This window comes from Jatrophihabitans sp. YIM 134969 (genome assembly GCF_054456675.1).
Genome location: NZ_JBTJEQ010000016.1, coordinates 11,335 through 26,288, shown reverse-complemented (window position 1 = coordinate 26,288; position 14,954 = coordinate 11,335). Strand labels below are relative to the sequence as shown.

Annotated in this window: 13 protein-coding genes; 4 read left to right on the top strand and 9 right to left on the bottom strand. The window is 74.8% G+C overall.

Annotated features, from left to right (window positions below; genetic code table 11):
- The 3 genes from ACXR2U_RS10445 to ACXR2U_RS10435 are packed head-to-tail and all read right to left on the bottom strand — an operon-like array spanning position 1 to position 1,375.
- Positions 1-630, bottom strand: coding sequence for a methylated-DNA--[protein]-cysteine S-methyltransferase (locus tag ACXR2U_RS10445; RefSeq protein WP_458824956.1), 630 nt, complete (start codon positions 628-630; stop codon positions 1-3).
- Complete coding sequence (locus tag ACXR2U_RS10440) at positions 627-1,115, bottom strand: RNA polymerase sigma factor (RefSeq protein WP_458825014.1); 489 nt, start codon at positions 1,113-1,115, stop codon at positions 627-629. Before ACXR2U_RS10440 ends, ACXR2U_RS10445 begins: the two co-directional genes overlap by 4 nt.
- Before the next feature lie 44 nt (positions 1,116-1,159).
- Entirely contained in the window at positions 1,160-1,375 is a 216-nt protein-coding gene (locus ACXR2U_RS10435) for a hypothetical protein (protein WP_458824955.1), read from the bottom strand.
- A gap of 233 nt (positions 1,376-1,608) precedes the next feature.
- On the opposite strand from ACXR2U_RS10435, the gene ACXR2U_RS10430 reads away from it, so the two are divergent.
- The gene (locus ACXR2U_RS10430) at positions 1,609-2,178 is read left to right on the top strand and encodes a cysteine dioxygenase (RefSeq protein WP_458824954.1); all 570 of its coding nucleotides are present in this window, start codon (positions 1,609-1,611) and stop codon (positions 2,176-2,178) included.
- A complete protein-coding gene (locus tag ACXR2U_RS10425) occupies positions 2,175-2,642 on the top strand; it encodes a rhodanese-like domain-containing protein (protein WP_458824953.1) in 468 nt (155 codons plus the stop codon). The genes ACXR2U_RS10430 and ACXR2U_RS10425 overlap by 4 nt, the downstream gene beginning before the upstream one ends.
- 53 nt (positions 2,643-2,695) lie before the next feature.
- Here the strand turns inward: ACXR2U_RS10425 and ACXR2U_RS10420 are convergent, their stop codons facing one another.
- The 5 genes from ACXR2U_RS10420 to ACXR2U_RS10400 are packed head-to-tail and all read right to left on the bottom strand — an operon-like array spanning position 2,696 to position 8,270.
- A complete protein-coding gene (locus ACXR2U_RS10420) occupies positions 2,696-2,941 on the bottom strand; it encodes a DUF5522 domain-containing protein (RefSeq protein ID WP_458824952.1) in 246 nt (81 codons plus the stop codon).
- On the bottom strand, positions 2,938-4,848 hold the full coding sequence (locus tag ACXR2U_RS10415; protein ID WP_458824951.1) for a penicillin-binding transpeptidase domain-containing protein: 1,911 nt from the start codon (positions 4,846-4,848) through the stop codon (positions 2,938-2,940). Before ACXR2U_RS10415 ends, ACXR2U_RS10420 begins: the two co-directional genes overlap by 4 nt.
- Positions 4,849-4,875: 27 nt before the next feature.
- Entirely contained in the window at positions 4,876-5,460 is a 585-nt protein-coding gene (locus ACXR2U_RS10410; protein WP_458824950.1) for a TIGR03086 family metal-binding protein, read from the bottom strand.
- 27 nt (positions 5,461-5,487) lie between these two features.
- Positions 5,488-6,939, bottom strand: coding sequence for a polyprenol phosphomannose-dependent alpha 1,6 mannosyltransferase MptB (gene mptB, locus ACXR2U_RS10405; RefSeq protein WP_458824949.1), 1,452 nt, complete (start codon positions 6,937-6,939; stop codon positions 5,488-5,490).
- 53 nt (positions 6,940-6,992) lie between these two features.
- Entirely contained in the window at positions 6,993-8,270 is a 1,278-nt protein-coding gene (locus ACXR2U_RS10400) for a competence/damage-inducible protein A (RefSeq protein ID WP_458824948.1), read from the bottom strand.
- Positions 8,271-8,329: 59 nt separating this feature from the next.
- On the opposite strand from ACXR2U_RS10400, the gene ACXR2U_RS10395 reads away from it, so the two are divergent.
- Positions 8,330-9,595 (top strand): MFS transporter, encoded by a 1,266-nt coding sequence (locus tag ACXR2U_RS10395; RefSeq protein ID WP_458824947.1) that lies wholly within the window; start codon positions 8,330-8,332, stop codon positions 9,593-9,595.
- A 10-nt stretch (positions 9,596-9,605) separates the two neighbouring features.
- Here the strand turns inward: ACXR2U_RS10395 and ACXR2U_RS10390 are convergent, their stop codons facing one another.
- The gene (locus ACXR2U_RS10390; RefSeq protein ID WP_458824946.1) at positions 9,606-10,604 is read right to left on the bottom strand and encodes a helix-turn-helix domain-containing protein; all 999 of its coding nucleotides are present in this window, start codon (positions 10,602-10,604) and stop codon (positions 9,606-9,608) included.
- A gap of 94 nt (positions 10,605-10,698) precedes the next feature.
- Here ACXR2U_RS10390 and ACXR2U_RS10385 point away from each other — a divergent pair, with 94 nt between their 5' ends.
- Complete coding sequence (locus tag ACXR2U_RS10385) at positions 10,699-14,931, top strand: peptidase S8 (protein ID WP_458824945.1); 4,233 nt, start codon at positions 10,699-10,701, stop codon at positions 14,929-14,931.
- Positions 14,932-14,954: the final 23 nt, after the last annotated feature.

Genomic DNA, 14,954 nt, shown 5'->3' with positions numbered 1-14,954 from the left:
CTAACCGGTACCGAGCGCCCGCGGACTCAACGGCGCGGTCTGCTCCCAGGCGAGCAGGCGCGCCTTGGCCTCGGCACCGCCGCGGTAGGCGCCGGTGGTGCCGTCGGAGCGCACGACGCGGTGGCATGGGACCACGAGCGGCACCGGGTTGGTGGCGCACGCGGTGCCGACCGCGCGCACCGCCGCCGGGTGGCCGACCCCGGCGGCGACGGCCCCGTAGCTCGCGCGGGTTCCGTACGGGATGGCGCGCAGGTGCTCGACCACCGTGCGGCGGAAACCGCGGGTGAGGCGCAGGTCCAGCGGCAGGTCGAAGTCGTGCCGGTCGCCGGCGAAGTACTCGTCGAGCTCGCGGGCGGCCGCGTCGAGCCGTCCGGGCGCGTGCAGCACGCGGGGGCTCACGGCGGCCGCGAGGGCGGTCAGGACGTCGTCGTGGCCCTCGCTGGCGAACGCGACGCGCACGACTCCCGCGGGCGTCGCGGCGACGAGCAGCGGGCCGAGCGGGGAGTCGACGGTGCGGTAGGCGAGGTCGAGCAGGTCCTGCTCCGCGGCCGCGGTCACCAGCCGGGCGTGCAGGCTCGCGAGCGCGGCGGTGTCGGAGGCCGGGTCCGTGGTCTGGGCGGGGTCGGTCACGACGTCTCCCGTGGTCGGGCCGCGGTGGTGCGGCGCAGGGTGGCGATGCCGTCGGCGGCGCTGCGGCGGGCGGCCGCCTCGGTGCTGCCGAGCAGCGCGGCGATGTCGGCGTAGGCGAGGTCGGCGAGGTAGCGGTACGCGACGGCGTGGCGTTGCCGGTCCGGCAGGGCGGCGACCGCCGCGGCGAGCGCGGGGTCGGTCGGGTCGGGATCGGCGGTCTCCCGCGCGACCGCGTCAGGAGCCGGTTCGGCCACCGGCAGCGGGGCCCGGCCCCGGGCCCGGACGACGTCCAGGGCGCGACGGTGGGCGATGGTGACGAGCCAGGCGCGGACGTCGGAGTCCGGCCGCAGGCGCGGGTAGGCGCGCAGGGCGGAGAGGAAGGTCTCGGACCAGGCGTCGTCGGCGTCGACCGGCCCGACCACCGCCCGGCACACCCGCAGCACGACGGCGCCGTGTGCGGCGACGACGGACTCGAACGGCGGCAGACCCTCCACGGAGGGTGAACGTACGAGGGATCAGATCTGTGAGGTCAGTGCGCGTCGGCGGTGCTGCGTCCGCGGGTGGCCCGCTTGACGACGATCGTCCAGACGAGGGCGCCGAGCAGCGCGATGACGCCACCGGCCACGAGCAGGACGGCGGCGAGGCCCCCGTCGAAGACGATGGTGATGACGCCCGCCGTGGCCACCGCGCACCCGAGCAGCAGGATGGCGACGGCGGTCCACTCGAACAGGGCGGTACGGCTCACACCTCGGAGCTTAGGGGATGCCCCCTCGCGGCCCCTGGGCCGAGGTACTCCACAAGAACGGTGGACATGGTGCACAATGGTGGAGTGACGTCCCGGTCAGGTTCTCCCGCCACCCACGAGGGTGCGCTGCTGGACCGGTTCTGGTCGGGACGACGCGCGGGCTTGTTCGACGAGTGGTGTCCCCGGGTCACGTCCCGCTGACCCTCGTCCGCCCGTCCTCCCGGAGTCGACCCGTGACCTCCACCCTGCTCCCGGCCGTTGCCGGCCACCACCTCCCCGCCGACGACCAGCCGCTCGCCGGCCGTCGACTCGGCGAACTCACCCGCTGGTACGCGGCCGAACTGGCCGCCGGCCGGTTCGGTCCCGTCCGCTACGGCGACCCGGCCCGACCGGGCGATCCCGACGCCCGCTGGCACGTGCGCGTCCACGCCGACGACCTCATCGACGTGTGGGTCATCAGCTGGCTGCCGTCCCAGAGCACCCAGTTGCACGACCACGGCGGCTCCGCCGGCGCGTTCACCGTCGTGCGCGGCGTGCTCACCGAGTCGGTCTGGTCGCCAGGCCGCCGCGACCCGTCCGGTCGGCGCCACGGCGGGCTGCACGACCGCGAGCACCGCGCGCGGACGACCGTTGCCTTCGGCACCGATCGCGTCCACGACGTCCGCAACCTCGGCACGGAACCCGCAGTGTCGGTGCACGTGTACTCGCGACCCTTGCGTCGCATGGGCTACTTCGACGTGCAGGACGGATCGTTGCAGCTGACATCGGTCCTCGACACGACCGATCCGGAGCCGGCGTCGTGACGGCCGTCGCTGCACCGCCCGCGCTGTACGCGAGTGTCGAGGAACTGCTGGCCGCCGCGCGGGGTGGACTCCCCCGCCTCGGACCGGGCGCCGCCGCGGAGGCGGTGCGCCGCGGCGCGTTGCTGGTCGACATCCGCCCGGCCTGGCAGCGCGGCCGCGAGGGCGAGATCCCGGGCGCCGTCGTGGTCGAACGCAACCACCTCGAGTGGCGCCTGCACCCGGGCTCGTCGGCCCGGCTGCCGCAGGCGGTCGCGGGTCAGGAGTGGGTCGTCGTCTGCTCCGAGGGCTACACCTCGTCGCTCGCCGCCGCCGCCCTGCGCTCACTGGGCCTGCCCGCCACCGACCTCGACGGCGGCTTCCACGCCTGGTCCGCCGCGGGCCTGCCCGTCACCCCGGCCGACTCCCCCGCGACCCCCGTGGAGCACGTCGTCCCGGCCCGGACGCCACCCCACCCCCGTCGTTGATCAAGGAGCTGTGGTCGTGGCGCCCGGCGTGTCGCACGATCACAGCTCCTTGATCAACTCGCGAGGTAGGGGCAGTGCCGGCAGCCGTTGCCACAGCACCAGCCGCGGCCGGCGAGGTAGCGGGCGGTCATGACGAACAGGCCGGTCTCGGGGTCGCGGTAGAGCGCCTCGTCCGCCGCCATGGCCGCGGCGTGCGCGGCGAGGACCTCCGCCCGGCGCGGGTGGTCCGCCGGCAGCCGGAGCGGGTGCGGCTCGGTGAGGTCACGGTCGGCGAGCGGCAGGTCCGCACGCGGGGTCACTGCGGCAGCGCCTGCAGCAACGTGCGGCTGATCGGCACCGAGGTGTCGGTCGAGCGTTCCCCGCCGAGGACGAACACCGAGAACGCGAGGTCGCCGCGCACCCCGGCGAACCACGAGTGCGCCTTCGGCGGGTCGTCGGTGCCGTACTCGGCGGTGCCGGTCTTGCCCTCGACCTCGCCGGGCAGGTCGGCGAGGCCACGCCCGGTCGCCCCGGGGACAGTGACGACGTCACGCATGAGGGTGTTCATCGCGGCGGTCACCGCCGGGGACGCGGTGGCGAGCTTCTGCCCCGGCGTGCCTGCCACGAGTGACGGCGCGACGGCGGTGCCGGTCGCAGCACCGCCCGCCATCTCCGCCATGAGCAGCGGGCTGACCAGCACCTGCCCCTGCCCGTAGCCCTCGGCGGCCAGTTCGTTGCTCTGGGCGTCGTTCGGCATCGACCCGGAGAACGCGTCGACCGGCAGCTCCCACTTCTGCCCCAGCCCCAGCGACGCCGCGGCCCGGGCCAGCCCGCCGGCCGGCAGCTTCAGCGCGAACGCGGCGGCGCTGGTGTTGCAGGAGAACGCGAACGCCTGCGCGACCGGGATCGTGCCCTTGGTGAACTCGTCCTCGTTGCGGACGGTCTGGCCGTTGACGGTCGTCGTCGCGGGGCAGTCGACCGGGGTGTCGGGCGTGATGCCGGACAGCTGCGAGAAGACCCCGGTGTACGTGGCGATCTTGAACGTCGAGCCGGGCGGGAACTGCCCGGTCAGCGCCAGGTCGCCCTGCGCCGCCGCGGCGGCGTTGTTCGCCACCGCGAGCACGGCGCCGGTCGAGGGGCGGGTGACGACGATGGTCGCCGGGAGGGCGACGTCCGCCAGCGTGTTCTCCGCGGCGGTCTGCACCGCCCGGTCCAGGGTGAGCGTGACGTCCTTCCCGGCGGCCGGCCCGGCCACGGTCGCGACCGACCTGACCTTCCGGTCTGTGCTGTCACGCAGGTCGACCGAGAGGCCGGGTGTGCCGCCGAGCGTGGCGTTCAGCGCCTCCTGCAGACCGCCCTGACCCACGACGTCACCGGCGGTGATCGCCCCCTTCGAGGCCTGCACCTGGTCGGCGGTGGCGGGTCCGACGCGGCCGAGCAGCGGCTGCGCGAAGGTGCTGGTCGGACCGAGCAGCGCGGTGCTGGAGGGGAACTGCACGCCGGGCAGGTCGTAGATGCGGGCCTTGACCTGGTCGTAGACCGCGCGACGCAGGGTCACGACCGTGACGAGCTGACCGGTGGGCGTCGCCTCGGCATCGGCGATGATCTGGGCCGCGGTGGTCTGCAGTTGCGGCACGGCGGCCAGCTGGGCGGCGAGCGTGCCCAGGTCACCCGCCTGCGTCCGGTCGATGCCGACGGTGACGACCTCCTGCTGCGTGAACAAGGGGGTGCCGTCGCTGTCGAGCAACCCGCCGCGGGTCGGCGCGGTCCGCGTGGTCGCGAGGTACTGCCCGGCCTGGGTCACCGCGGGTGCGACGTCGGTCGTGGTCCACCGCACCTTCCACGGGTCGTCGTCCTTCCCGCCCGCCTGGACCGTCAGCGTGCCCGTGTAGTCCCACGTCCGCGTCACGCCCGCGAACTTCCACGAGGCCCGGTAGTCGACCGTCGAGGTGGTCTTCGGGTCCTTCGTCGAGCCGGTGACGGTGAACGTCGGCGTCGCGCCCGGCATGGCCGCGAGCGTCGCGGCCAGCGCGGTCTTCGCCGCCGTGGGGTCATCGGTCGCGAGCCCCGCGTCGGCCGCGTTGCGCGCGGCGTAGGCGTCGAGGAACTCCTGGGCGGCGTCGCGGTCGGGGCGGTCGTCCGAGGTGCAGGCGACCAGCGTCGACACCAGCACCACGGTCGCGGCCAGGACGCCGGCGGACCGGCGGAGAGCGGGAGGTCGCGGCACGGGGTGCGACGGTAACCCGCCGCGATGTCAGGACGCTGGGGACCAGCCGGGGTCGCGGCCGGACAGGCCGAGCAACCGGTCGAGCGCCGGTGCGTCGTCCGGGACCGGGACGGGCGGACCGAACGGTTTGCCCTCGCCCTGGAACTCGTCGGTGAGCATGGCCGGCGCGAACTGCAGCGAGGCCTCGCACGCCTCGTCCGACGGCGCCCAGCGTTGGCCGGTGGCGGCGGCGAGGTCCCAGCCGTGGACCACGTACTCCCACAGGATCATGGACAGCGCCACGTCGCCGGGCAGGCCGTTCCCGCCGAGCTTCAGCTCCCGTTCGAGGGCGCCGTCGCGCACGGCGGTGGCGAGCCGGACGGTGGAGTCGCGGACGCTGTCGACCAGTCCGTCGACGTCGTCCGGCACCTCGGCCCCGGCCGCGGCGGCCTGACCGCTCGGGTCGCTGTAGCCGTCGGCGAAGTTCGCGAGCCAGCTGGCCGCGTGGTGGCGCACCCCCGCCACGTCGAGCTCGGTGCAGGGGGTCGGGTCGGACTCGTGGCCCCGGGTGCCCTCGACCACCACGGCGAGGTCGTCGAGGACGGGACGGAGCAGGTCGGCGGTCGTCGTCATGGCCCGACCGTCCCACCCGGCGGGACCTCAGGTCTTGGACGAACGCGACACGGCGGGGTCCGCGACGGCCTCCGGCTCGACTGCCCCAGCGAACGGGCGCCACCGGCGGTCGAGCGTCAGCCACGCGACGACCGCCGCCAGCACCACCAGCAACTCCGGGCGCAGGGCGAGGTCCAAACCGTTCGGCCGGACGTGCAGGATCGCTGTGATCGATCCGACCGCGAGCAGGTAGGCGGCGAGCCGCCCTCGCACCGCGAGCGCCGCCGGCACGAGCGGCCAGAACCAGTACCAGGCCAGCGAGAGCGTGGAGATCAACGCGGGCGCCAGCAGCGCGGCGGCGAGCAGGGGCAGCGGCGCGTCACGCACCGCGAGCACCCAGAGCACGACCAGGACCGCCGCCAGCACCGCGGTGACGACCGGGCCACCGCCGTGTTCGTCGGTGTTCGCCGCGGTCAGCCACGCGAGTCCCCGGCCGGCCGCGAGCGTGGACAGCCCGAGGGCGGCGAGGGCGCCGAGGAGTGCGAGCGCCGCGCCGCCGAGGGCGTCGGCCGCCCGCTCCCGGGGCACCACCCGCCACGACGCGGCGCCGCGGTGCGGACCGTCGGGGGCGTAGCGGGCCCACAGCAGCGGCAGGAAGGGCGCGGCCACGACAGCCGGGATCTTGATCGCCGCGGCCAGCCCGACCAGCACGCCGCCGAGAAGCAACGCGCGGACCCGCGACCCGGACGACACCGCGACGAGCAGGCCCGCAGCGAGCAGCCCGACCATGAGGGTGTCGTTGTGGCCGCCGCCCACACCGTGCAGGACGACGAGCGGGTTGGCCACGACGAGCCAGGTGGCGGTCCGCGCCGAGGCGCCCACCCGGCGCGCCAGGACGGGCACGACGGCCGCGAGCAGGACGAACCCCAGCACCGCCGGCAACCGCAGCACCACCACCTGCAACAGCTCGTGGTCGCCGGTGACGGCGTCGAGGCCGCGGGCGAGCACGGTCCACAACGGCCCGTAGGGCGACGGCGCGTCGACCCACCGCGCGGACACGTTGGCGAGCGTCGGGCCGCCGAACGCGCTGGGCGCCACGGTGTACGGGTCCAGCCCGGAAGCCGTGATGCGAGCCTGCGCGGCGTACGCCCACAGGTCACGGCTCATGGCGGGCATCGCGAGCAGCAGCGGCGCGGCTGTCGCCAGTCCGAACGCGCGCAGCACCCGGACGTCGACGTCCGTGCCCCGCCAGAGGTGTCGTCCGAGGCCGAGCCAGGCGAGGACCACCAGCCCGACGCCGACGTACCAGCCGACCAGCGCGACCGGCGAGCCCTGCGGCAGCGCCTCGACGACGGCGGGCGGGTCGGTGCGGAACGCCAGCGGCGTCGCGCCGACCCAGTACGAGGCAACGGTGACGAGCGCCGACCCGGCCACGCCACCGGCCACGCCACCGGCCACGAGCGTGCGCGGTGACGGCCGCTGCACCCCGAGCCCGTCCACGCGCCCATGATGACGGTTCGGGAGCACCGGGCGCGCCCACGACCCGGCAGTCGTCACGGCGCGGTGAGCACGTCCAGCAGCAGGTGCAGGGCGGCCGACACGGCGCGGGAGCGGACGTCCGGGCGGGCGCCGGGGATGTTCAGCCGACGCGCCAGGGTGTTCGCGGGCGTGACGACGCAGAGGTGGACGAGGCCGACCGGCTTCTCGGCGGTGCCCCCGCCGGGCCCGGCGATGCCGGTGACGCCGAGGCCGACGTCGGCGCCGAAGCGGGCGGCAGCACCGCGGGCCATCGCCTCGGCCACCTCGGCACTCACGGCGCCGACGCTCTCGAACAGCGCGGGGTCGACGCCGAGCAGGTCGACCTTGGCATCGTTGCTGTACGCAACGGTCCCGCCCTGCAGGTACGCGGACGAACCGGCGCGCTCCGACAGGCGACCGGTCAGCAACCCGCCGGTGCACGACTCCCCCACCCCGAGCGTCCAGCCCCGGGCGGTGAGCGCGGCCACGACGAGTTCGTCGACCGTGGCGCCGCCCGGCGAGAACACCGTCCGCGGGTACGCCTGTTCGAGCCTCTCGACGAACGCGTCGTAGGTCGGCTGGGCCGACGGGTCGTAGCGGGTGACGACCTCGAGCTCACCGCCGTCGCGCAGGCAGGTGGTGATCTCGAGTCCGTCCAACGCGGTGTCGAGATCGCGCAGGGTCGCCGCGATCTCCGACTCCGGCGTGCCCCACATCCGCACGGTCGACTGGCGGATCTCACCCGCGCGCGCCAGCACGGCACGGACCGTTGCATCCGACAACACGGCCGGCCACATGCCCTGCAGCTCACGCGGCGGTCCGGGCAGGACCACCACGGGCGGGCCGTCGCCCTCGGCCGGTGGCACGACCAGTCCCGGTGCGGTGCCGACCGGCTCCAGGACTGTGGCACCCCGCGGCACCATCGCCTGCTTGCGCGTGGCGACGGCCGTGGTCTCCGGGTCCATCCGCCACCCTCGCCCGGCGGCGAGCCGCGCCACGATCGCGCCGATCCGGGCCTCGAGATCGGTGTCGAGGGCGGAGGGCCGGCCCTGGAAGTCGCCCACGACGACCGCGGTGAGGTCGTCGGCGGTCGGGCCGAGCCCACCCGAGGTCAGCACCAGGTCGACGCCGCTGCCGGACAGGAAGCCCAACGTGGCGCGGAGGTCCTCGGGCCGGTCGCCGACCACCACGATCTGTGCGACGTCGACTCCGACGGCACGCAGGGCCTCGGCGAGCCACGGCCCGTTGCGGTCGGCCACTCTCCCGGTGAGCACCTCGGTGCCCGTCACCACGACCGCCGCGCGCACCGTCACCCGGTCGATCCTAGGGAGCGGGTCCGGTGACCGCGGCCACAGGAGGATGGTGGAGCGACGTGGCGAGGAGCGGGAGCGGGAGCGGCGACGACGCACCCGTCACGTTGCGCAAGATCGCGCCGTCGGTGTTCCTGCCCGCGCTGGTGTACGAGATCGGCGACGGCGCCATCGCGCCGATCATCGCCCTCACCGCGCTCGACGTCGGGGCCTCGCCGGGCACGGCCGGGTTCATGCTGGCCCTGCTTGGTATCGGGCAGATCCTCGGTGACATCCCCGCCGGCCGTGTCGCCGACCGCATCGGTGACCGCCACGCCATGGCCGTCGCGAGTTCGCTGGCGGCGCTCGGTCTGCTCGGCTGCTTCTTCACGGGCTCGTTGTGGCTGCTGGGCCTGTGCCTGCTGCTCGTCGGCGCCTCGAACTCGACGTACTACCTGGCGCGGCAGTCGTACCTCACCGAGGTCGCGCCCCTGCACCTGCGCGCCCGGGCGCTGTCGACCCTCGGCGGCTCGCACCGCATCGGGCTGTTCATCGGGCCGTTCCTCGGTGCCGCGGCCATCTCGGTCGGCGGTCTGCGCAGCGCCTACCTCGTGGCGATCGCGGCCGTCCTGGCGTCGGGGACGTTGGTGCTGGTCATCAAGGACGTCCCCTCCTCGCCCGAGGCGCAGCGGGCCGTGCGCGGGGCGATGAGCTCGTCGCAGATGTTCGTCCGCTACCGGCGGCTGTTCGTCACCCTCGGCCTGGCGGTGTTCGCGGTCGGGGCGGTGCGGGCCGCGCGGCAGACCGTGTTGCCGTTGTGGGCCGAGCACATCGGGTTGTCCGCGAGCACGACCAGCATCGTCTTCGGCATCGCCAGCGCCGTGGACATGGCCCTCTTCTACCCGTCCGGCAAGGTGATGGACCAGTTCGGGCGCCTCGCCGTCGCCCTGCCGTCGATGATCGTCCTGGGCGGCGCCATGGTCGCCCTGCCGCTGACCCACGGCGTGGTGACGTTGACGATCGTCGCGATGACGATGAGCTTCGGCAACGGCATCGGCTCGGGGATCATGATGACCCTCGGCGCCGACGTCGCCCCCGCCGACGGCCGCACCCGGTTCCTCGCCGTCTGGCGGCTGTACAACGACTCCGGCAACGCCGTCGGGCCCGTCGTGGTCTCACTCGTCGCCCTGGCCAGCACCCTCGCCACCGGGATCGTCGCGATCGGGTCGGTCGGGCTGCTCGCCGCCGCCGCGCTCGGTCGCTGGGTCCCGCGCTACTCCCCGTTCGCCACCCGTGCCTCGACGCTCGCGCACCGGCGGGCGCAGGCCGAGTCCGACGCCGCCGGCTGAGCCGGGAGCGTCAGCCCAGCCAGCCCCGGTCGCGCGCCGCCAACCCGGCCTGGAACCGCGTCCGCACCCCGAGTTCGACGAGCAACCGTTGCACCCGGCGTTGGGTGGTCCGCTCGCTCCACCCCATCGCCCGCGCGATGCCGGCGTCGGTCTGACCCGCGGCGAGGAGCGTCAGCACCGGCCCGAAGTCGACGTCGTCGCCGACGGGCTCGGTCGACACCGGTGACGCGCCCGCCCACACCATCTCGAACAGCGCCCGCAGACCCGCGACCATCGCCGTCGAGCGCACCACGAACGCGGCCTGCCCGACCGCGCCGCCGGACACCACGGGCAGGACCGCCACCTCGTCGTCGAAGAGCATGAGCTTGATCGGGACGGCGTCGCTGATCCGTGCCTGCTCCCCCGCCCGCACCGAGGGCAGGATGTCCCGCTCCATCCGGCCGGGCCACGCCGCCGCCTCCGGGTCGTAGACGACCTGCAGCGCCACGCCGTCGTGCAGGCGGCGCACCTCGGCCATGAAGCTCGACCCGGGTTCGTGCACGTACGGGGGCTTGTCGAAACCGCAGATGCGCCGACGGCTCTGCTCCATCAACCGGTCGACACACGCTCCGATCTCCTCGGACCCGACGACGACCTCGACCAGGTCCGAGGGCGAGGGCAACCGCCCGCCCGCGCGGTGCAGGTCCTCCAGGCGTCGCACGGTTTCCCGCGCCGTACGGATCTCCGCCTCCCGCTCGGCGAGGCGCGGACCGAACAGCAGGTCCGGCGACACCGCGCGGTACCGCAGGCCGCCGCCGGGCGTGCGGCGGGCGGCGCCGGCGGCCACCAGGCGTGCGACCGCCGCCTCCGTCCCGGCCGGGTCGAGACCGGTCGCCGCGGCGAGTTCGCCGACGCCCGACTGCGGTGCGCGGACCAACGCGGCGTAGAGCGCGGCGTCGGTCTCGTCGAGGCCGAGCGACGACCACCCCTGCTCGTGGCGGGACCCCGCCACCTGTCCGGATCTGGTCACGCTGACCATCTTGCGGCACTCCGCCAGGGGGCGTCCGATACGAGTGCCGGGTGGCGTCCCATCCGGTCCGCGTCCCGAACCGGAGAGATCCCACGTGCGTCGTCCCCGCCAGAACGCCCTCGCCGCCGCGACCGTCGCGAGCGTCGCGCTCGCCGTCGTCGTCGTGAGCGCCGCACCCGCCGGTGCCGCGCCGGGTGGCCCTCCCACCCCCTCGACCCCGACGGCCCCCGTCACGCGCACCGTCACCCTCCCGCGCGGCGCGTCCATCCGCCTCGACGCGAACGGCGTCGCGCACGAGGTCGACGCCGCCGGACACGAGACGGCCCAGCGGGTCTTCCCGGCCGCGCCCGCCCTCGCCCTCGGCAGCGCCGAGCTGTCCGACAGCCGCATCCGGGCCGCGTTCGCCCCGGCCCCGGACACCTCGGCGGTCATCGCCACCCTCGCCCCCACCGTCGGGTTGACCGGCGCCAGCACCCCGCACCCGGCCGTGCCGGGCGAGCGCTCGGCCGTCACGTCCAACACGGCCGTCAACGCCGCCTTCGCGCGGATCGGCGCCCGGACCGCCCACGCCCTGTTGCCGCAGCTCTCCGCGGCCGAGGCGGGCGCGGTGGCCTCGGCGGCGACGTCGACGCTGGGCACCGCCGCGCCCGACCTCGCGCGCACCGTCGTCGTCGACGTCACCGGCGACCCCGCCGCGGCCGCGGCGATCCTGCGTGCCACCCCGGGTGTCACGTTCGCCGAGGGCCGCCGGGCGGTCGTCGGGATGAACACCGGCTCGACACCGCTGCCGACCGGGAGCGCGACCACCACGACGCCCACCTCGACCGCGGCCAACGGGACCGCCACGAAACCCGGCGTCTACCCGAACGCGGCGCTGACGACCTCCGCCGCGAGCTTCCTCAACGCGAACGGCGTCGACGCGGTCCCGGCCTGGTCGACGCTCGCCGCCCGCACCGGCGCGTTGCCGGGAACCGGGACCCGCATCACCAACGTCTCGGTGGGCGACCTGACCGACGCCTCGATGAAGTCCGACCCGTACGTGGCGGCCTACGGTCCGACCACGGTGGTCGACGGCGGCCAGCGCTTCCTCGACCTGCCGTCCCTGCCGCTCATCCCCACGTACACGGCCTCCGGCTCGGGCACGCTCGACCCGCTGGGTTCGACGACCGGGCAGGACCCGGCGCTCGAGGAGGTGCTGCTCGACTTCGGCGTCATGGCGCCACTGCCCCACGGGTCGCAGCGCGCCGGGGCGACCGGCGACGGCCCGACCGACCTGCTCGGCATCGCCCCCGGCGCGTCGTACCGCCTCGTCGTGCCCCAGGTCCCCACCAACGACCAGATCGCCGTCGCGCTCGTCGCCGCGGCCCGGCAGACACCGAAGCCCGACGTCATCACCGCGAGCCTCGGGTTCGGGACCGACACCGAGGGCTACCCCGGCCGCTACCTCGAGGACGACCCGGTCCTGCAGGCCACCATCGCCGCGATCGTGCACCGCTACGGCGTCGTCGTGACCATCTCCGCCAACGACGGCACCCGGCTCTACACGCCCGCGTCGGTCGGGCCCGACGGCGGCAGCACGCCGACCGACCGCACCAGTGACCCGGCGTCGTCCACCACCATCGACGACGACGCGGAATCCACGACGCCGTCGAAGATCCTGGACAGCGGCGCGCTCGCGATCGGCTCGACCACCCTCGACGACACCCTGGCCGCGCCGCTCAGCCGGACCGGTCGCGGCGCGACGAACGGCACGCTCGCGACGACCCGCCTGGACGGCTCGGGGGCGTACTCGTCGGGCTTCGGCACCCGGGTCGACCTGTCGGCCCCGGGCGACGGCATCGCGGTGTTCGAACACACGCTGGGCGGCTCGGCGCAGGCGGTGAGCCCGGTGTTGTCCGGGGGCACCTCGGCCTCGGCACCGATGGTGGCGGCGACCTCCGCCCTCGTCATCCAGGCCGGGCGGCTCGTCGGCCGGTCCTACACCCCCGACCAGGTCCGGAAGGTGCTCACGTCGTCGGCGCGGGCGGTCGCCTCGCCGGCGCAGACCGACCGCACCCTGCAGGTCGGTCCCCAGGTCGACGCCGGCGCGGCCGTCGCGCAGGTGCTGGCCGGGTCGGGGCCGGCGAGCAAGCCCGCCATCGTGCGGGTGTCGCTCGCCCACCGGGTCACCCAGTCCCGTCTCGGCGGCTCGTTCACCGAGGCCACGGACCCGGGCCGCATCGACCTCGAGACCACCTCGGGCGAGGGCCTGGTCGGCCCCGTCACGTTCGGCCTGGACGTCACCGGCCTGCGTCCCGCGGCGGCCACCTACAGCCTCCGCGTCGGGACGAAGACGTGGAAGTCGTCGACACCGTCGATCCGCATCACCCCCACCGAACTGCTGACCGCGGCAGGGCTGCCCGTCGTCGCCACGACGGACCGGACGGTGACGTACACCGTGACCGTTGCACAGGGCACCACGAAGTCCTCGGCGACCCGGACCGTCGTGGTCGGACCGACCGACGGCACCTACGCCGAGGGACTCGCCCCGATCACGGCGCCCACGGTGGCCGCCGGTTCGGGGACGTCGGTGACCTGGGACCTGCGCGGTGCGCGCGTGGTCACGCACCCGATGCTCGTGGTCTCGCACGTCGGTCACTGGAACCCGGCCCTCGGCCCGGTGTTCAGCCCGGCCTACCGCGTCCCGCTCGAGGGCGACCACGGCACGGCGCACGTGCCGGCGTCGGCGTTCACCGGCGGCGGGGGCGTGTACGGCATCGGGATCGCCCAGCAGACGGAAGGAACCGACGACTGGGCCTACGACATCTACTCGGAGTTCGCCTCGGTGCGCGTGGTCGGGTCCGGCCCGGCGCAGCGTCCGGCGGCCCCGCTGCTCGACGGTGGCCACACCACGACCGTGAGCCACACCGACTCGACCTACCGCCTGTCGTGGAACGTGGGGTCGGTGGCCGGCGCGACCGGCGCGGTCTACGAGATCTCGGCCGCGGGGCCGACGCTCTACAACGCGCTCAACACCGTGACCAACCAGAACGGCACCACCCTCGACCAGGACGGCGTGAACTCCGGTTCGGTCGCCCACGGGTCGCTCGCCGGCCGGTCGGGCAGCGTCACACTGGACGCCGCCCCCCTCGGGCTCGACGCGGTCACGTTCAACGTCCGCGTCCTCGCCACCGCCGGCGACGGATCCCTGCTCGGTCAGGCCTCGCCGACCTCGTCGCTCGTCGTCCCCGGAGTCGGTGTGCCGGGCGGCGGCAGCGTCACGGACTTCGCGGTGGCCGGAGCCGACTCGCTGGCGGTGGTCCGACCGGCCGGCGCGACCGGGTCCAGCGTCGTGCGCTTCAACGCCTCGACCGGGACGACGGGCGCGGCGCTCACCAGCGACGGCACCACCGGCGGCGGGTTCCAACTCGTCGGGGTCGACGCCGCGTTGCACCGCGCCGTGGTGATGCACTACCTGGGAGGCGGCAAGCAGCTCGCGGTCGAGACCTGGGCGACGAACACCCGCCAACTGGTCCGGCGTCAGACCTTCACCAGCTCGAAGACGCTGGTGCTGGGCGGCGCGGTCGACGGCACGCGCCACCGGGCGGTGCTGCTCGCACAGGACGCCGCGGCCGACGGCGCGGACCTCGCCCTGACCGTTGCACTGCGCACCGGTGTGGTCGGCAAGCCGGTCGCGCTCGACGGCACCGACGTGCCGGCCGGGAGCTTCGACCGGGTCGACGTCGACCCCGACACCGGGGCCTTCCTGTTCGAGCAGCTGCGGGTGGGCGGCATCTGCTTCGCCTTCGGCGCCCCGGCGCCGCTCGCCCGCTTCGACGCCGCGACCGGCACGGTGACGCCCGGCTCCAGCGTGAAGTGCTCGGCCGCCGCCGCGGTCGTGGCCGGCCACGAGCAACTGCTGGAGTTCAGCTACCGGTCGTTCAGTCTCAACGCCGCCGGTCAGAGTTCACTCGTGCCGGTCGACCTGACCACGCTCACGCAGGGCACCCCGGTCCTCGCCCGCGTCGAGACCCCGCGCACTCTCGCGGCCGACGGTGCCGCCGGGGTGGCGCTCGAGGGCTACCCCTATCCCCTCGGGCACCCGCGGTTCGGTTCGGCGGCGGGCATCCAGACCGACAACAACGCCACCGCGCAGTTCGACGTCGCCCCGTTGACGGCGCTCGGCGCTCCGACCGCCACGCTGCGTGGCTTCGGCTTCTCCGCGCCGTTGGGCGAGTGGGACGGCGGCACGGTCCGGCGGGTGCAGCTCGACCCGGCGACGCACACCGGCTGGACGCTGTCGCTCGACGGTTCGCAGGTGCAACGGTTCAGCTACCCGGTGGGGTGAGACCACCGTCCGGTCCACCCGCG

Coding starts and splice junctions, on each gene's coding strand:
- ACXR2U_RS10410 (WP_458824950.1), bottom strand. CDS start 5,460: ATGACGACGACCGCCGACCTGCTCCGTCCCGTCCTCGACGACCTCGCC.